The organism is Roseibium sp. MB-4, assembly GCF_053005265.1.
The window spans coordinates 35,345-52,616 of sequence record NZ_JBRKQB010000005.1 but is presented as its reverse complement, the minus strand read 5'-3'; the positions used below and the strand labels follow the sequence as shown (position 1 = coordinate 52,616).

15 protein-coding genes are annotated in these 17,272 nt (G+C 55.6%); 3 read left to right on the top strand and 12 right to left on the bottom strand.

Annotated elements, in window-relative coordinates:
• Positions 1–50: 50 nt before the first annotated feature.
• Entirely contained in the window at positions 51–1,337 is a 1,287-nt protein-coding gene (locus ACVDG4_RS22680) for a lytic murein transglycosylase (protein ID WP_447236777.1), read from the bottom strand.
• Between the two features lie 73 nt (positions 1,338–1,410).
• Complete coding sequence (locus ACVDG4_RS22675; RefSeq protein WP_447236776.1) at positions 1,411–2,883, bottom strand: outer membrane beta-barrel protein; 1,473 nt, start codon at positions 2,881–2,883, stop codon at positions 1,411–1,413.
• A gap of 192 nt (positions 2,884–3,075) precedes the next feature.
• Here ACVDG4_RS22675 and ACVDG4_RS22670 point away from each other — a divergent pair, with 192 nt between their 5' ends.
• From ACVDG4_RS22670 to ACVDG4_RS22660, 3 genes are all read left to right on the top strand, one after another.
• The gene (locus tag ACVDG4_RS22670) at positions 3,076–4,089 is read left to right on the top strand and encodes a KpsF/GutQ family sugar-phosphate isomerase (protein ID WP_306147837.1); all 1,014 of its coding nucleotides are present in this window, start codon (positions 3,076–3,078) and stop codon (positions 4,087–4,089) included.
• A 156-nt stretch (positions 4,090–4,245) separates the two neighbouring features.
• Positions 4,246–5,013, top strand: a complete 768-nt coding sequence (locus ACVDG4_RS22665) for a motility protein A (protein ID WP_133951317.1) — start codon at positions 4,246–4,248, stop codon at positions 5,011–5,013.
• A 26-nt stretch (positions 5,014–5,039) separates the two neighbouring features.
• Entirely contained in the window at positions 5,040–5,894 is an 855-nt protein-coding gene (locus ACVDG4_RS22660; protein ID WP_133951315.1) for an OmpA/MotB family protein, read from the top strand.
• Positions 5,895–5,919: 25 nt separating this feature from the next.
• On the opposite strand, the gene ACVDG4_RS22655 is transcribed toward ACVDG4_RS22660, so the two are convergent.
• The 10 genes from ACVDG4_RS22655 to ACVDG4_RS22610 form a co-directional block, all read right to left on the bottom strand.
• A complete protein-coding gene (locus ACVDG4_RS22655) occupies positions 5,920–6,390 on the bottom strand; it encodes an NfeD family protein (protein WP_133951313.1) in 471 nt (156 codons plus the stop codon).
• On the bottom strand, positions 6,387–7,373 hold the full coding sequence (locus ACVDG4_RS22650; RefSeq protein WP_286183432.1) for an SPFH domain-containing protein: 987 nt from the start codon (positions 7,371–7,373) through the stop codon (positions 6,387–6,389). Before ACVDG4_RS22650 ends, ACVDG4_RS22655 begins: the two co-directional genes overlap by 4 nt.
• A gap of 198 nt (positions 7,374–7,571) precedes the next feature.
• Complete coding sequence (hemH, locus tag ACVDG4_RS22645) at positions 7,572–8,648, bottom strand: ferrochelatase (protein WP_447236775.1); 1,077 nt, start codon at positions 8,646–8,648, stop codon at positions 7,572–7,574.
• A 130-nt stretch (positions 8,649–8,778) separates the two neighbouring features.
• On the bottom strand, positions 8,779–10,017 hold the full coding sequence (locus tag ACVDG4_RS22640; RefSeq protein ID WP_447236774.1) for a phenylacetate--CoA ligase family protein: 1,239 nt from the start codon (positions 10,015–10,017) through the stop codon (positions 8,779–8,781).
• A 26-nt stretch (positions 10,018–10,043) separates the two neighbouring features.
• Entirely contained in the window at positions 10,044–10,898 is an 855-nt protein-coding gene (locus ACVDG4_RS22635; protein WP_008196185.1) for an ABC transporter ATP-binding protein, read from the bottom strand.
• Positions 10,899–10,952: 54 nt separating this feature from the next.
• On the bottom strand, positions 10,953–12,281 hold the full coding sequence (locus ACVDG4_RS22630; protein ID WP_133951305.1) for an ABC transporter substrate-binding protein: 1,329 nt from the start codon (positions 12,279–12,281) through the stop codon (positions 10,953–10,955).
• Positions 12,282–12,388: 107 nt separating this feature from the next.
• Complete coding sequence (locus ACVDG4_RS22625) at positions 12,389–13,465, bottom strand: branched-chain amino acid ABC transporter permease (protein ID WP_306147840.1); 1,077 nt, start codon at positions 13,463–13,465, stop codon at positions 12,389–12,391.
• Between the two features lie 4 nt (positions 13,466–13,469).
• Complete coding sequence (locus ACVDG4_RS22620; RefSeq protein ID WP_133951301.1) at positions 13,470–14,423, bottom strand: branched-chain amino acid ABC transporter permease; 954 nt, start codon at positions 14,421–14,423, stop codon at positions 13,470–13,472.
• A gap of 13 nt (positions 14,424–14,436) precedes the next feature.
• A complete protein-coding gene (locus tag ACVDG4_RS22615) occupies positions 14,437–15,264 on the bottom strand; it encodes an ABC transporter ATP-binding protein (RefSeq protein ID WP_133951299.1) in 828 nt (275 codons plus the stop codon).
• Entirely contained in the window at positions 15,261–17,246 is a 1,986-nt protein-coding gene (locus tag ACVDG4_RS22610; protein WP_133951297.1) for an AMP-dependent synthetase/ligase, read from the bottom strand. The genes ACVDG4_RS22615 and ACVDG4_RS22610 overlap by 4 nt, the downstream gene beginning before the upstream one ends.
• Positions 17,247–17,272: the final 26 nt, after the last annotated feature.

The following is a 17,272-nucleotide window of genomic DNA, read 5'->3' as shown; positions in this document are numbered from 1 at the left end:
ATTTGAAAGCCACTGTTCGCGTCCCGACACCGATCCGTGTTCGGGCCAGTTTAGCGGCCTGTTTTCAGGTGCGCCAGCAAAACAACTGACGGATGCCCATCCGGCACCATGCCCTTTGATCGCTGATAGGCCCGGATACCCCGGCGTGTGGCCGGACCGACTTTGCCGTCGGCAGCCCCAACAGAAAAGCCCTTCTGGTTTAAAAGCGCCTGCAACTCGGTCGTTTCAGACCGTGTTAGTGGCAGATGTTCCTTCGACCAGTTTCCGGCGAGAGGTCCACCACCGATAATACGATCCGCCAGATGGCCAACTGCCAGGGCATAAGCCGTTGCATTGTTGTACCGCTTGATCACATAAAAATTGCGCAGCATCAGAAAGGCGGGGCCGGAGGCGCCGGCAGGCAAGACAAGGATGCCCTTGTCGGATGGACGCGGGAACCCGCGGCCATTAACCCGGCGGATGCCATAACGCTGCCATTCACCAAGTGTGAGTGTCTTCTCACCATCGGCAAGATTGTAGTCAAAACCGTTCGGGAGCTGGACTTCATAGCCCCACGTTTTGCCCGTCTGCCAACCATGGCGTTTCAAATAGTAGGCGGTGGACGCTAGAGCATCTGGAATGGAGGTCCAGATATCCCGCTTTCCATCACCGTTGTAATCCGCCGAATAGGCTTTCCAGCTGGACGGCATGAATTGGGTATGCCCCATTGCTCCTGCCCAGGAGCCTTCCATCTCAGAGAATTTCACATGCCCGGCCTGAACAATCGCAAGTGCCGTTACGAGTTCTTTGCGCCAGAAGTCTGTCCGCCTCGGCGCGGCATAAGCCAGTGTCGCGAGCGCCTGAATAACGTTGTGACGGCCCATGAAGCCGCCGTAGTTGGTTTCCATGCCCCAAATGGCGAGCACGGCCTCACGGTCGACACCGTAGCGGGCTTCGATTTGGCGCAGGACACCATCGTACTCGGTCAGAAGCTCACGGCCCTTTTCGACACGGGTATCGGAAACTGCGCTATCGAGGTATTCCCAAATCGGCTTTACGAACTCCGACTGCTTGCTCATCAGGCGGATCGTATCGTTGTCGGGCTGCATGCCCGTGAAGACCGCATTGTAGGTCTGTGCGGTGATGCCAGCAGACCGGGCTGTCGGCCAGAAATCCTTGATAAATCGGGTAAAACCGGGATCCGACGCCCCGCCGCTCGTAGCGAAGGCGGTACTGGCGCTCAGACTGCCAACCGCAATAACAAGCGCTCGTAGGCTGTTGCGCAGCACTGGTTTGAAGGAAAAAACCGAAGGCATTCCGCCGATCACACGTGTCGTTTGCCGAAAAATATCCCGCATACGGGCCTCCTAATGCCCTAACCGTAGTGTCGCCCCGCCTCGTCCAAATGATCTGTTTTTGGTTACTGTGTAGTTAATGCCGGAAACGAAGGCCGGCTTCAATGGCGTTTTCGGTGTAATCACCACCGTCTTGGGAACTCTCAAAGCGGCGATGAATGTAATTTGCAGTGAGCGCAACGTTTTGCGTCAACGCGTATGTCATTCCACCAAAACCGGTCAGCGTGTTTTCCTCGATCGAAACGCCTTCATATGTCCGATAGCTGTAACCAAGCCCAGCCTCGCCTACCCAGCGGTCGCTGAAGGCGTGCGCAAGCCGAAGATCTCCAGAGTAAATAATGGAGCCGCTGGCATTGTCGATATCCGTCGCATCAAAACTCGTTCCAACACCAGCTGTGACCGTTGTCAGGCGGCTGGGCGACCAGACCAGAGATCCGTCAATCACAAGTCCCGACAGATTTTTCAAACGGCTGTCTTCAATGTCTTCCAAACGCCAACCGGCGCTGACTTCGCCGACAAGTTTCGGGCCGGCCGCAATGGCAAGACCGCCACGAAGCTCATACCCGTCTGCATCCCGGATTTCGCAGATACTGTCGCTGCAGGTTTGATCGAACCGGCGGAAAAGGAGCGAGCCTTGAGCAAACGGTGACAACAAGCCTCCGGCGTTGCTGCCGAGCCTCAAACTCGCGGAATAGACTGTGTTGTCCCGCCCGCTCTCGATGGTGCTATCTGAATCATAGACCCTGCGATCTGCGCCAACGGCTGCAGTCGCAGCAAGAAGACCGACATTGCGCGTGACACCAAGATCGATATTGCCTTCATGAATGAAGGTGTCATTCCCGAGAGACTCGGCGCTCCCATCTTCTTCCCGGCTAATGCCGTAGCTGATGTCCGCATCAACCCGTGTTGCCTCGGTAATATCTAGACGCAGGCCCGCAGCGGCCGACCCGAAAATGTCATCGTCATCCGGATTTCCAGGATAACCGATGTAACTGCCGCGCAGGGAAGCATCAAACTGGTGCCGGACCCAATCCGAAGTCAGAGAAATGTCCGGGGCGATTCTGTAAAGACTGCCCGCACCACCAGTTGCTGATCTTGAGGTGTTGTCGGTATAGCCAGCGGTGAGGGTCAATTGCGGTGTCAAAATGAACGAGCCGAGGCGAATCCCGTCCGGCGCATCGAACGTGGTGTCACCTCCAAAGACAGTATCGTCGATTCCGCCCTGAGCGAGAGGGACGGCACGCGTTACGGCAGTTATCCTGTCGGAGAATGGCCGCACCGGCTGGACACGTCCGGCTGCACCGAGTCCCGTTGATCCATCCTCTTCTTCCGCAATATTAACGGAAGGGCGTAGGGCAAAAACGTTTGATTGTGTCGGGTTCACACCTGCCGGTGTTTCTGCTTCTTCCCGGCCATCAACATCTGCAGCATTGACACGTCCAGGATCATCCGAACCACGCAGACCCGGCACCGCCGTCTGAGCGAACGACGGTTCCGCAAGCGCCAGGCTAAGCGCGAAACAGATGATGCATGTTAAAAAACGGGTCATTCACAGCCAGAAAGCGGTCAGATTATACCCGCCCAACCTGACGAATGATGGTTAATGCTTCGTTTCCATATTGCAAAATGCCAACGCTGATTAACCATAGCTGCTGGATATGGACATAAAATAAACAGGTTCTTGAACGAAAGCCTGCTGTGGCCTAATTCTAGCGCCGAAAAGCAAGAAAGACCGCGATCCATGACCAGCCCAGCTCAAGACCCCAACACTTCGGAAAGCTCAGAGCTGCACATGGAGTATATCGTTTCCGCTGAGCGGGCCCTAGAAACCGAAATGGCAGGGCTGAGCGCATTGCGGGTGGCTCTGAAAGATGGGCTTGCGGCGCCTTTCCAGAAAGCCTGCAGCCTGATCCAAGGCATTTCCGGGCGTGTCATTGTCTCGGGCATCGGCAAGAGCGGCCATATTGGGACCAAGATCGCGGCAAGCCTTGCCTCAACAGGAACGCCTGCGTTCTTCGTCCATGCCACGGAGGCAAGTCACGGCGATCTCGGGATGATTACCCAAGATGATGTTGTCCTTGCATTGTCCTGGTCCGGTGAAACACAGGAACTTGCCAGCCTTGTGGCCTACACACGGCGCTTTAAAGTTCCATTGGTTGCCATCACATCACGGCAGGACAGCACGCTCGGCCAAGCCGCGGACATTATTCTAAAGCTGCCAAGTGTGGCTGAAGCCTGCCCGCACGGGCTGGCACCAACAACATCTGCTCTGGTACAGCTTGCCCTCGGCGATGCTTTGACGGTGGCGCTTCTCGAGGGGCGCGGGTTTACCGTTCAGGACTATAAGGTCTTTCACCCTGGTGGCCGCCTTGGCGCCAGCCTCAAGACGGCAAAAGACATCATGCATCTTGGTGAGTCGCTACCACTTGTCCCGGCAGCTACACCCATGACCGACGGTATTGTTGTCATGTCACAAAAAGGCTTTGGCGTTCTGGGTGTCGTAGACGAGTTGAACCAGTTGATGGGTATCATCACCGATGGTGATTTGCGCCGCCATGTGACATCCAACCTTCTGGAAAAAACGGCTGGTGACATCATGACACGCGGGCCGAAGACTGTGCATCCAGGGACACTTTCCGCCTCAATCCTGGAACTCCTGAACAGTTCCTCGATCACGACTGTCTTTGTCGTAGAAGACGGCCGACCGGTTGGAATTGTTCACATGCATGACCTTCTTCGAGCTGGTGCCGCTTAGACGAAAGCTTTGCGTTCACAAGTAGGTCACGGATTCTGACATTTTCTCAGCGCTGCGAAATTTTAGTGGCAGCATTAGCATTTGATTAGCCATAGCGAGCCTACACTGCTCCCAAGTTTGACTGGGCCTTTCGCCCGAGACCTTGGTGTGTTTCGTATGGATCTCGCGACCCTACTTGGAATTATCGGTGCGTTTGCCATCGTTATTACCGCTATTTTTCTTGGCGGCAGTTTCGGCCAATTCGTCGATGTTCCATCTATGCTGATCGTTATCGGTGGCGGCCTTGCCGCGACCCTTATCCGATTTCAGGTTTCCGATATCGCAGCGGCGTTCACGACCGCCTTCAAGGTTGCGTTGTCCGGGAAAAGCGCAAGCCCGCGCGACCTCATCTCTGAAATTACCAACCTCGGTGAAATAGTTCGCAAGTCCGGTCCGCTCGGTCTTGAGAACGTCGACGTTTCAGATCCTGTCCTTGCAAAGGGCGTGCAATACATCGCCGACGGATACGAATTGGAATTCATCAAGGAAGCCATGGAGCGCGAACGCGACCTTCAATTAAGCCGTTTGTCGGAGGGCAAACGTGTGATGAAAGCCCTTGGGGATTCGGCACCGGCCTTCGGCATGATCGGTACGCTGGTCGGTCTCGTCCAAATGCTTGCGAACATGGACGATCCGGCCGCGATCGGCCCGTCCATGGCGGTTGCTCTTTTGACAACGCTCTATGGCGCATTGATTTCCAACATCTTGTGCCTGCCGATGGTCGACAAGCTGGATGCAAAGTTTGATGTCGATGAATTGAACCAAACCCTGATCATCGATGGTGTTTGCCAAATCCGAGAATCCAAGAGCCCTGCCCTGATCAAGGAAATGCTGGTCGCATATCTGCCGGAAAAAGCCCGGGCTGATCTGGCAGAAGCTGCTTAAGTTGGCTTAGGGGCGAGTAACGCGTTATGGCAAGAAAGAAACCACAAGGGGGAGGCGGCGCACCGGATTGGCTGGTGACGTTCGCCGATTTGATGTCACTCCTCGTGTGTTTCTTCGTTCTGATCATCTCGTTTTCCATTCAAGATAAAGAAAAACTTCAGGTCGTCGCCGGTTCGATGCGCGAAGCGTTTGGCGTGAAAGAAAACTCTCGCCGTACCGGGATCATCGAAGTCGAAGGCATCCCGATCCGGGACTATATGAAAGATATCAGCCAGGTCGAGCAGGAACTGGACTCAGACTTTGCACAAGAGCGCCACGAAAAGCGCCGCAAACAAGGCCCGGAAGCCAACACGCACGACACGATGGAAGCGGAAATCGAAAAACCACGTCAGTTCGCAACCGCCGCGGCCTCCCTTCGGCAAGCCTGGCAGGAAATGCCGGAAATCACGGAAGTTTCGACCAACATCATTTTGGAAGAGACCGAGGAAGGCCTGAACATCATGCTGGTTGATCAGGATGGCCGGTCCATGTTCCGTGAAGGGTCGAAATATCCTTACGAGACCACACGCCGGCTGATCGCGAAGATGGCACCGGTGCTTGCGCGAATGCCCAACCGGATCGAGATCACCGGTCACACAACTGCGGGTGCAGCAACGGTAGACCCCAGTTACACTGGATGGGACCTGTCGACGGAGCGTGCCAATGTCGCCCGCCAGATTCTCTCAGAGTATGGTGTGCCGGACGGACAATTCTATTCGGTGGTTGGAAAGTCGGACACAGAACCTTTGTTCCCGAACGATCCTTATCTTGCTGCCAACCGGCGGGTTGGCATCCTATTGATGGCCGAAGAACCACCGATCCCGCCAGGTCACAAGCTCTGAGCCAGTGTTGCGATCTACGACGGGGCTAAGACGTGCTCTCCCCGTTAACATCGGACACAACCAACCGAGCGCCGTCGACACCATCGACACGCACTTTTGTGCCTGCTGGCAAATCTGGGCCTGAAATCCGCCAAATCGTATCATCAATTGACAGCTTGCCGGCGCCTTCGCTTAACGGCGTCGTGAGGGTGAATTCACGTCCAATGTACCGGCTGCCGCGCTTGTTCAACCCTGGATCCCCGGTCTCCGAAGCCGCTTTCAGCATCAGCTTACGACCAATCAGCAAGCTGACAATTGAGAGGACAACAAAGAGGCCGACATGAACTTGCCAGCTGAAATCGAAGAGAAGCGCAACAATCCCGACCACAATGGCAGATAGTCCAAACCATAGGAAGACCGTGCCAGGAGCCAGGATTTCCAGTCCCAGAAGGATCAACCCCAGGACGACCCAGCTCCATGAGCCGAGCGCCTGTATGATGCTCTCTGTGAGACTCATTGCTGTTCTCCGGGCGATGTACGTGTAACCGGCACCCCAGATGATGACCGTTGAGGTTTATCGCCATCACCAAAAGCTTCCTTCGCGATCTCGCCGATACCGCTCAACGAGCCAAGCAAGGAGGTTGCTTCCATCGGCAAAATCAGGGTCTTTTGGTTGCGGGACGTAGCCAGCGCCGTAAAGGCTTCAACGTATTTATTGGCAACGAAGTAGTTGATCGCCTGCACATCACCATTGGCGATGGCCTCACTGACCATTTGCGTTGCTTTGGCCTCGGCTTCCGCCTCACGCTCTCTGGCTTCCGCGTCCCGGAACGCTGATTCTCTGCGCCCTTCTGCCTCAAGGATGAGCGATTGCTTCTCGCCTTCTGCCTTTAAGATTTCGGACTGACGTTTGCCTTCCGCTTCAAGGATCGATGCCCGTTTTTCCCGCTCGGCCTTCATCTGCCGGCCCATAGCATCAACAAGATCACGCGGCGGATTGATGTCCTTGATCTCAATCCTGGTGATCTTGATACCCCACGGCTCTGCGGCGGCGTCCACAACCCTCAGGATTTGGGCATTGATTTCGTCGCGGTTGGACAAAAGACTATCAAGATCCATGGATCCCATGACCGACCTGATATTTGTCATTGTCAAATTGAGGATCGCGTTCTGTAGACCCAGAACTTCATAGGCTGCCCGGGCGGCATCAAGCACCTGATAAAACGTGACACCATCGGCCGTCACGGTCGCGTTGTCCCGGGTAATCACCTCTTGCGAGGGAACATCCAGGACCTGCTCCATCATGTTCAGCTTGTGACCGATCCGGTCGATGAACGGGATGATGAAGTTCAGTCCTGGGGTCAGTGTCTTACGGTACCGCCCAAAACGCTCAATCGTGTAATTGTATCCTTGCGGGACTGTTTTGACCCCGGCAAAGAACACAAGGATGACCAGCAAAAGTACGCCGATCAAAACAATATCAAATCCGGCAATAGGCATTTCAGCCTCCTAAAATCATTATCTGACAACACACTACGACGTGAGGTCGGGTTGTTCCAGACGAAACACCCAGCGTCAACGTGGTGTGACTGTTTTCAAAATGATATTAGGCGCTTGAGCCTGGCTGGATTATGACGGCCTCAACACACCGGGCATTGCTGTTCGCAACGCCCGATGAACTTCAACTTCCAATTCAGATCAAATCCAACCGCCGAGCTCGCGGCGAACGATCGTGTTCAGAACATCCATTCCCAGATCGCTGTCGTTGAGGCATGGGATATGGGTGAAGTTTTCGCCGCCGGCCTCTTCAAAGATCTCGCCAGCCTCGCCAGCGATTTCTTCGAGCGTTTCAAGGCAATCCGACACGAACCCAGGGTTCATGACCGCAATGTTCTTCATGCCGTTTTTGGCAAGGTGTTCTACGGTCTTGTCGGTGTAGGGTTGAAGCCACTCTTCAGGCCCAAAACGGGACTGGAACGTGGTACGCAATTTCGTTTCGTCCATGCCCAGCACCTCACGCATCAAGCGCGTCGTTTTCATACAGTGGCAATGGTAAGGATCGCCGCGCTTGAAATAGGACTGCGGGATACCGTGGTAGGACGTAAGGATCGTTTCCGGCTCAAAATCCAGGCTTTCCAGATGTCTCTCGACCGATTTCGCCAGGGCGTTCACGTAGATCGGATCATCATGATAGGGCGGCACAGTCCGGATTGCCGGCTGCCAGCGCATGTCGATCAGGGTTTTGCAGACTACGTCATTCACAGTGGCCGTGGTTGTGGCCGAATACTGCGGGTAAAGCGGAAACACGAGAATTCTGTCGCAGCCGGCATCCTTCAGCGCTTTCAGCTTATCGGGGATTGACGGCTGGCCATAGCGCATCGCCCAGTCCACTTTCAGCCAGCCATTGGCATCGCCCAGCATTTCAGTGAGCTTGTCCGACTGACTGCGGGTAATGGTGCGCAGGGGCGACTCATTCTTCTCGTGGTTCCAGATTTCTTCATAGGCCTTGCCGGATTTCCCCGGGCGGGTCATCAGAACAATGCCATAGAGGATCGGATACCAAATCGCCTTAGGCCATTCGATCACGCGTTTGTCCGACAAGAACTCGCGAAGATACCGGCGCATTGGCCAGTAGTCTGTCGCATCCGGCGTGCCGAGATTGACAAGAAGGACGCCGACCTTTCCGGCTTTCACATCCGGGTGTCCCTCAGGCAGGCGGACTTTTTGAAACTCAGCCGCGTGATCGAGGATGGGAGCTGTCGGTTGAACGTTCATCTGCTTTCATTACCCTTACGCTTTGCGTCACTTTCGCCCATACATAGGACAACGACTGCGGAAGGCCAATGCGGCATCACCGGCGCAGATGATCTTTTCTTATCAGACACCGACCAGGCGACTGGAAGGCTTAGCCGTAGTCGCGTTCGTCAGCGATGACTTTCCCGTCGTTCGGCAGCGTCCCGAGAGACACAAGTTCTACATCTCCCTTCAAACGGGTTACATCCCGCAAGGTATCTGCAACACGCTCAGCAAGCCCGTTGCCCGTGACCTCCGTCTCGACAGATAACTTCATGGCATCACTTGCCCCGGCACGGCTGACAGATAAGCGTGCTTTCTTGACTTCCGGATGGCTGCTGAGGATCTGGGCGATTTGGGACGGGTCGACGAACATACCCTTAATTTTGGTCCGCTGATCGGCCCGTCCCATCCACCCGGCCAGCCGCATGTTGGTCCGCCCGCAGGGCGACTGACCGGGCATAACCATCGACAGGTCCCCAGTTCCAAACCGGATCAACGGGTAGAGGGGGTTGAAGTTGGTGACCACAAGCTCACCGACTTCGCCATCGGCAACAGGCTCTCCGGTTCCTGGGCGCACAATCTCAACAATGTAGTCCTCATTGACCACCATGCCTTCGCGCGCTTCGGTCTCATATGCAATGACACCGAGGTCGGCCGTCGCATAACACTGCGCAACGGATATACCCTTGGATGCATATTCCTCGCGCAAGGCCGGGAACAAGGCTCCGCCGGAGACCAGCGCAACCTTGATGGAGGACATGTCCCGGCCCTGCTCTGCCCCACGGTCGAGGAGAACCTTGAGGTAGTCTGGCGTTCCCGTGAAACCGGTCGGCTTTAACACTTCGACCGCTTCCACTTGCATTTCCGTGTTGCCAACACCGGCAGGAAACACGGAGCAGCCCATCGCAATCGCAGCCTGATCCAGGATGAACCCGCCAGGTGTCAAATGGTAAGAGAAGGCGTTGAGAACGGTATCGCCCATCTTGAAGCCTGCAGCGTGCAACGCCCGCGCCCCGTTCCACGGATCCAGACCGGGTGCTTGAGGTTCCCAGATCGGTCCAGGCGACATGAAAACGCGCGCGGCCGTGACACCGTTTTGCGATAGGAAGCCACCAAACGGAGGAGCCGCTTTCTGCTTCTCGAGCATCTCGGATTTGCGCAAGACCGGTAGTTTTGCAAGCGCCGCACGGTCTGTTACGGAATGCGCATCGACACCATCCAATTGCGCCGCCCACCCTGGGGCAGACTGCATGGCGCCACTCAGTTGCTCCGGTAGCCGGGCAAAGAGATCCTGTTCGCGCTGAGCAGGGCTTTGCTGCTCGCGCGCCTCATATGGTTGATTGCTCATGGTCGTCTCCGCCTGTAAGCCTTTGTTTAGGCCAGCCAGCGCTTTCTTCGTTTGTAGTGTTTGACGTCCTTGAAGGAGCGGCGTCCTTCGCCGCCAACACCAAGGTAGAATTCCTTGACGTCTTCGTTCTCCAGAAGGGATTTCCCAGCCCCATCAAGAACAATCCGTCCGGATTCCATAATATAGCCGTAGGTTGCGTATTTGAGCGCAACGTTGGTGTTCTGCTCAGCCAAGAGGAAGGAAACACCTTCGTTTTGGTTGAGCTTGCGAACAATTTCGAAAATCTCTTCCACGAGCTGCGGCGCAAGGCCCATGCTCGGTTCATCCAGCAGGATCATCTTCGGCCGGCTCATCAGGGCCCGGCCAATGGCGCACATCTGTTGCTCACCGCCTGAGGTGTACCCCGCCTGGCTCTGGCGGCGTTCTCTCAAACGCGGGAAATAGTCATAAACCATCTCCAGATCTGCCTTTACCGCAGCGTGCCCGTCCTTGCGGGTGTAAGCACCTGTCAGCAGGTTTTCTTCAATTGAAAGGTGACCAAAGCAGTGCCGGCCTTCCATGACCTGAATACACCCGCGGCGGACCAGATCATTTGGAGACAGTGCTTGAACTTCTTCCCCTTCAAACAGGATCTTGCCCTTTGTCACATCTCCGCGCTCAGCGCCGAGCAGATTGGATATGGCCTTCAATGTGGTTGATTTGCCGGCGCCGTTCGCCCCGAGCAGAGCCACGATCCCACCCTTTGGTACAGTCAGGGACACGCCCTTGAGCACCAGGATCACGTGGTCATAAATCACTTCGATATTGTTGACCGACAGGATCGTTTCAGCCGGCTCAGCGGCAGCTTCCGTGTTCGGCGTTTCTACATCCAATAAAGCCATTCCGTCCTCTCCTGAGTGGCTCCGCCGCAGTGGTGCGGCGGAGCGGGCTGCCAATCAGTTCGGGCAGGGTTCAGTCCGTGCAGGCCACGGAGCGTTTTTCTCGGCGTATTCTTTGGCCGCAGCTTCGATAAGCGGACGAACGACGTCGGTCATCGGTTCAATCCAGCCAGATGCCTGCTGCCACTTTGTGCCGTTCCACTCTTGAACGAACACAGGATGGCTGCCGGAGTGGTCTTCACAGGTCACCTTCATCGGATGTGCAAAACCTTTAAGGCCAAGTTCCGCAAGACGAGCTTCATCAAGGTTCAAGGCTTCCAGACCCATCCGCATATCTTCACCGGTGATCACTTTCTTACCGGTCAGCTCCTGAGCAGTCCGAATGCCTTCGGCAACGATTACGGAGTTCAACACACCACGGTTGTAGAGCGTCTGACCCAGTGTCTCGCCGTCCGTGGAAGACAGACCAGCGTCAATGACATACTTCTGAATGTCATCCAGAGCCGGGAAGTCACGGCCAACGCCAGAGAAGTTCAGAGCCTTGTAGCCTTTGGCATCCTGACCGCCTGCAGCCGCATCGTCATCGCCTGCGGACCACCACACACCAATGAACTTGTCCATCGGGTAACGGATTTTGACGGCTTCCTTGATAGCGGTCGGGTTCATTGCGCCCCAGCCCCACATGATCATGTAGTCCGGACGGTCACGGCGCACGTTCAGCCACTGTGAGGACTGGTTCTGCATTTCCTTCAGACCAACCGGGTACTTCAGGAGCTCAAAGCCATGCTTTTCTGCGAGCTGTTCAAGAAGCGGGATCGGCTCACGGCCGTAACCGGCATCCAGGAAGATGTAACCGATCTTTTTGCCGTTCAGATTGTCCAGGCCACCTTCCTGTTCACCAATGTATTTGATGACCACGGAAGCACCGTCCCAGTATGTGTCCGGCACATTGAAGACCCAAGGGAATGTGTTGCCGTCTGCGGCCGCAGACAGACCGTAACCCATGGAGAGAACCGGGATCTTGTCAACGCTGGCCTTCGGGATCAGCTGGAGCGTGATGCCCGTTGAATACGGGTTATAGACAAGCGCACCTTTGCCTTTGGTTGCTTCGTAGCACTCCACGCCCTTTTGCGCGTTGTAACCGGTTTCGCACTCTTCGAGGGCCAGCTTGACACCGCCGATACCACCATCGCGCTCATTGAGCATTTTCAGATAGTCGTGCATGCCGTTGGCAATGTGAATACCTGAAGCTGCGAACGGACCGGTCCGGTAAGTCAGCAGCGGAACATAGTTGGTGTCTTCGGCCTGGGCAACAGGCGTCATAGCACCCGACAAGCCCACACCGACGGCAACAGCTGTTCCCAGAGCAAGTTGCTTGAAGTTCATTTTGTACTCCTCCCATGCGGACCGGACGATCCGGTACCGCCAGACCAGTGACGCCATTCCTCCCCGGACTGGTCCAAGTCCGGATGGCGGGTATAAGGCTGGCCGCCTTAGTACGGGAACGGCCAGACCCTGAGCTTTTGTTTCCCGATCTGCCACAGCCGGGCAAACCCGTGCGGCTCGACGATCAGAAAGAAGATGATCAATGCACCGACGATCATGAAGGTGACATGCTCGACCGCTTCTGCTGCCACGTCAAATCCGAGAACACCCGGAATGAACTTCAGGAAGACCGGCAGGATCCAGATGAACGCCGCCCCCATGAAGGCACCTGCTAGGCTGCCCAAGCCACCCAAGATCACCATGAACAGCACCTGGAAGGACAGCTGGATGGAGTAGGATGACGGTTCAGCCGCGTTGAGCCAGAAGAACACCATCATCGCACCTGCCACACCGCAGATGTAAGACGACACGGCAAAAGCCAACAGCTTGGTTTGCAAGGGGCGGATGCCCATCAGTTCCGCCGCGATGTCCATGTCGCGGATCATCATCCAGGACCGTCCGATCCGGCCGCGCAAGACGTTCGCCATCAACATCGCAATGCCGACGGTGATTGTCAGAACGATAAAGTAACGCACAAGTGGAGACGATTCCGCACCTGACACCACGAGACCGAAGGCTTCACGATGCGGGACTTCGATCGCCCCGGAAGCATTGTAGTTGTAGAGCCAGCCAATGCGGATGAAGCACCACTCCAGGAAGAACTGGGCCGCTAGTGTGGTCACAGCCAAGTAGAGGCCTTTGATGCGCAAGCTCGGAAGACCAAAGATTGCGCCAACTCCAGCGGAGAACACGCCGGACAACAACACCATCAAGATAACGTTGGCGTCCGGGAAGATGGTTGTCAGTTTGTAGGCAGCATAGGCTCCGACACCCATGAAGGCGCCGGTGCCGAGTGACAACTGCCCACAGAACCCCGTCAGAACGTTCAGCCCGATCGCCGCCAGCGAAAATACCAGGAACGGGATCATGATGGACGTCAGAAAGAAGTCGTTGGCAAAGAACGGAATGGCGACAAATGCGATCAGCAGGATTGCCGCAAGACCGATCCGGTCCTGACGGATCGGCATAAGCGCCTGGTCCGCCTGGTAACTTGTTTTGAATTGGCCAGCTTCGCGATAAAACATGGTGTCAAACCCGCTCGATGATCTTTTCGCCGAACAGCCCTTGAGGCCGGAACAGCAGGAAAATGAGTGCGATGATGTAGGCGAGCCACGACTCGATGCCGCCGCCGACAAGACCACCCCAGTAAAGTTCACCGATCTTTTCGCCGAACCCGATGATAAGGCCGCCAACAATCGCGCCTGGGATCGAGGTAAAGCCCCCGAGGATCAAGACCGGCAAGGCCTTGAAGGCGACGATTTCCAGCGCGAAGGACACATCGGAGCGCGCGCCCCACATGATCCCCGTTGCAAGCGCAACCAGGCCTGCTGCGAACCAGACAATTGCCCAGATCTGATTAAGCGAAATGCCGACGGAAAGCGCTGCCTGGTGATCATCGGCAACAGCACGCAAGGCCCGGCCAATACGCGTCTTGTTGAAGAAAATCCCGAGCGACGCCACCATGATGACCGCGATCACAGCCGCTGCAATATCAATATGTTGCAGGATAACCAGACCGCGCTCACCGAATTCAAATGCCGTTGAACCGGTTGGCAGGCCAAGTTCTTGAGTGATCATTTGCTTGGGCTCACCACCGAAGACAAATTCACCAAACCCAATCAGGAAGTAAGTCAGACCGATGGTCGCCATCAGCAAGATGATGTCTGGCTGATTGACCAGCGGACGCATCACAACCCGTTCCACGCTGTAGGCCAGCACACCCATGACACCGATGGTCAGCAGCAAGGCCAGATACGCCGGAACGCCGTTTTCATGAAGGCCCACAAGCGTCAAGCCGGCGAACACCACCATGATGCCCTGGGCAAAGTTGAAGACACCGGAGGCCTTGAAGATAAGCACAAATCCAAGCGCAATGAGCGCATACAGGATCCCGGCAACAAATCCTTCCCAAAGCACCTGCAGGAAAAAGTCCGGCATCTGGTACATCTGGACGAAGGGATCAATGAAAATATCGTAGAGCATTTGGTTCCCCCCGTTAGTGGCTCACACCGAGATAAGCGTCGATAACGGCCTGGCTGGCCTGAACTTCCTCGGGTGGACCGTCCGCGATTTTCTTGCCGTAGTCGAGCACGACAACACGGTCGGAGAGATCCATCACAACACCCATATCGTGTTCAATCAGGGCGATGGTTGTTCCAAATTCCTGATTCACATCGATGATGAAGCGGCTCATGTCTTCTTTTTCTTCCAAGTTCATGCCGGCCATCGGCTCGTCCAGGAGAAGAAGATCAGGCTCCATGGCAAGCGCCCGGCCCAACTCGACCCGTTTTTGCAGGCCATACGGCAAACGGCCGACAGGAGTTTTGCGGATCGCCTGGATCTCAAGGAAATCGATGATGTCCTCGACCTTCTTGCGGTGCTCGATTTCTTCCGCCTCTGCCGGACCTCGCCAAAGCATTTGCCAGAAGAAGTTCTTGTGCATCTTCAAGGACCGGCCGGACATGATGTTGTCCAGCGTCGTCATGCCTTTGAACAGCGCAACGTTTTGGAAGGTCCGGGCGATGCCATTGCTGGCCGCCTCATACGGCTTCATCTTCCGGCGCACTTTGCCTTGCCAGGTAATGGTGCCTTCCTGAGGGTGATAGAACCCATTGATAACGTTCAACATTGAGGTCTTGCCGGCCCCGTTCGGACCAATGATGGCGCGGATTTCCCCTTTCAGAATGTCGAAAGAGATGTTGGTGATCGCTTTCACGCCGCCGAACGACAAGGACACGTTATCCACGCGCAGGAGCTCTTCACCCGCAGCAGGTGCTCCAGCGGCAGCCGGTGAAAGTTCTTTCTCTGATACTAGAGCGTTCATTCGGCTGCCTCCTGGAACCCTGCACCGGGCTCGTAGGTCTTCATGTCGCGAATTTCGACAGTCGCCTCGATGGCGCCCTTGCGCCCGTCTTCGAAGGTGACTTCCGTACGCACGTGTTTGCTGGTCGACCCGTCATAGAGCGCCTCGATCAACGGGGCATACCGGTCTGCGATAAACGACCGGCGGACCTTCTGCGTCCGTGTCAATTCGCCATCATCAGCGTCAAGTTCCTTGTGCAGGACCAGGAAGCGCTTGATCTGGGCACCCGCCATCATCGGTTCGCCGGCAAGGTCACGGTTGACCTGATCTACGTGACTTTCGATCATCGCATAGACTTCAGGGTTGGACGCCAGTTCCTGGTAGGACGCATAGTTGACGTTGTTCCGTTCAGCCCAAGACCCGACCGAAGTCAAATCGATGTTGATGAACACCGTCACCATGTCCCGCTCATGACCGAAGGCAACCGCCTCTTTGATGTTCGGGAAGAACTTCAGCTTGTTCTCGATGTATTTCGGAGCGAACAAAGCTCCGTCATTGAGTTTGCCGACGTCCTTGGCCCGATCGATGATCTTGAGATGTCCGTTGTCTGCAATAATGCCGGCGTCGCCGGTATGCACCCAGCCGTCTGGGGTCTTTGTGCTGGCTGTCGCCTCATCGTTCTTGAAATAACCGACAAAAACACCGGGAGAGCGGTACATGACCTCGCCGTTGTCGGCGATTTTGATCTCAACATCCGGTGCCGGTTTACCCACCGTGTCACCATAGATCTCGCCGTCCGGCTGAAGGGTGATGTAAACGCTGGCTTCGGTCTGGCCATAAAGTTGCTTGAGGTTCAACCCCAGTGAGCGGAAGAACTGGAAGATCTCCGGGCCAATCGCTTCGCCTGCAGTGTAGCCAACTTTCAAGCGAGTTAGACCCATACGGTTTTTGAGAGGGCCGTAAACGCAGAACTCGCCGATGTTATAAAGAAGACGGTCGCCAAACGAGACTTGCTCACCGTTCAAGATTTTCTCGCCGACTTTCCGGGCAACACCCATGAAATAGTCAAACATCTTTTTCTTGAATTTACCGGCGTCTTCCATCTGGACCATGATCCGGGTCAGCAGATTTTCATAAACGCGCGGCGGGGCGAAGAAATATGTTGGTGCGATTTCGAGGCGATCTGTATCGATCGTGTCCATGCTTTCCGGGCAGTTCACGCAATATCCGGCCGTAAATGCCTGCGCGAGCGAAAACACGTGATCGCCAATCCAGGCCATCGGTAGATAGGCCAGAACCTCTTCCGTCTCATCGAGGTTATCGAAAGCATTTCCGTTGCGTGCCGATATTACCAAGTTGTCAAACGAAAGCATGACCCCCTTCGGACGCCCAGTGGTTCCGGAGGTGTACAACATCACCGCAATGTCGCTGCCTTGATACCCTGAGAACCCGTTGACCCATTCGGCTTCCAGGCCGGAGTTTTCAGACAACTGTTTCCGGCCGATTTCCTGAACCGTGTCGAAGAAGTGCAGATGATCCTGCTGGTAGTCGCGCAAGCCACGAGGATCGTCATAAATGAGATGCTCCAACGACGGAACTTCATCGCCCATGCTGAGCAGCTTATCGACTTGCTCCTGATCTTCGACCACCGCGAATCGCACTTCCGCGTGGCCGAGGACATATGCCATCTCTTCCGCAACAGAATCGGAATAGACTGGCACTGGCACCGCGCCGAGGGCCTGCGCGGCCACCATCGACCAGTACAGGCGCGGCCTGTTGGCCCCGACAATAGCGATCTTATCCTTGGGTTTCAGACCCAAAGACTGAAGTCCGATTGAAAAAGCACGGATTTCATCAAGCACCTCAGACCAGGTCCAGCTTTGCCAGATCCCCCGGTCTTTTTCCCGGAACGCCGTCCGAGAACCGAATACCTTCCCATTGCTTAGAAGGATTTTCGGAAAGGTGTCCTCCGCGCGCTGTCCAGCGCTGGCCGACCCTACCATAGATGTTTCTTCCCTTAGAAGGCGCC

Coding starts and splice junctions, on each gene's coding strand:
- ACVDG4_RS22615 (WP_133951299.1), bottom strand. CDS start 15,264: ATGAACGCTCTAGTATCAGAGAAAGAACTTTCACCGGCTGCCGCTGGA.
- hemH (WP_447236775.1), bottom strand. CDS start 8,648: ATGAACGTTCAACCGACAGCTCCCATCCTCGATCACGCGGCTGAGTTT.
- ACVDG4_RS22670 (WP_306147837.1), top strand. CDS start 3,076: ATGACCAGCCCAGCTCAAGACCCCAACACTTCGGAAAGCTCAGAGCTG.
- ACVDG4_RS22635 (WP_008196185.1), bottom strand. CDS start 10,898: ATGGCTTTATTGGATGTAGAAACGCCGAACACGGAAGCTGCCGCTGAG.
- ACVDG4_RS22640 (WP_447236774.1), bottom strand. CDS start 10,017: ATGAGCAATCAACCATATGAGGCGCGCGAGCAGCAAAGCCCTGCTCAG.
- ACVDG4_RS22650 (WP_286183432.1), bottom strand. CDS start 7,373: ATGCCTATTGCCGGATTTGATATTGTTTTGATCGGCGTACTTTTGCTG.
- ACVDG4_RS22655 (WP_133951313.1), bottom strand. CDS start 6,390: ATGAGTCTCACAGAGAGCATCATACAGGCGCTCGGCTCATGGAGCTGG.
- ACVDG4_RS22620 (WP_133951301.1), bottom strand. CDS start 14,423: ATGCTCTACGATATTTTCATTGATCCCTTCGTCCAGATGTACCAGATG.
- ACVDG4_RS22680 (WP_447236777.1), bottom strand. CDS start 1,337: ATGCGGGATATTTTTCGGCAAACGACACGTGTGATCGGCGGAATGCCT.
- ACVDG4_RS22625 (WP_306147840.1), bottom strand. CDS start 13,465: ATGTTTTATCGCGAAGCTGGCCAATTCAAAACAAGTTACCAGGCGGAC.
- ACVDG4_RS22675 (WP_447236776.1), bottom strand. CDS start 2,883: ATGACCCGTTTTTTAACATGCATCATCTGTTTCGCGCTTAGCCTGGCG.
- ACVDG4_RS22630 (WP_133951305.1), bottom strand. CDS start 12,281: ATGAACTTCAAGCAACTTGCTCTGGGAACAGCTGTTGCCGTCGGTGTG.
- ACVDG4_RS22660 (WP_133951315.1), top strand. CDS start 5,040: ATGGCAAGAAAGAAACCACAAGGGGGAGGCGGCGCACCGGATTGGCTG.
- ACVDG4_RS22665 (WP_133951317.1), top strand. CDS start 4,246: ATGGATCTCGCGACCCTACTTGGAATTATCGGTGCGTTTGCCATCGTT.
- ACVDG4_RS22610 (WP_133951297.1), bottom strand. CDS start 17,246: ATGGTAGGGTCGGCCAGCGCTGGACAGCGCGCGGAGGACACCTTTCCG.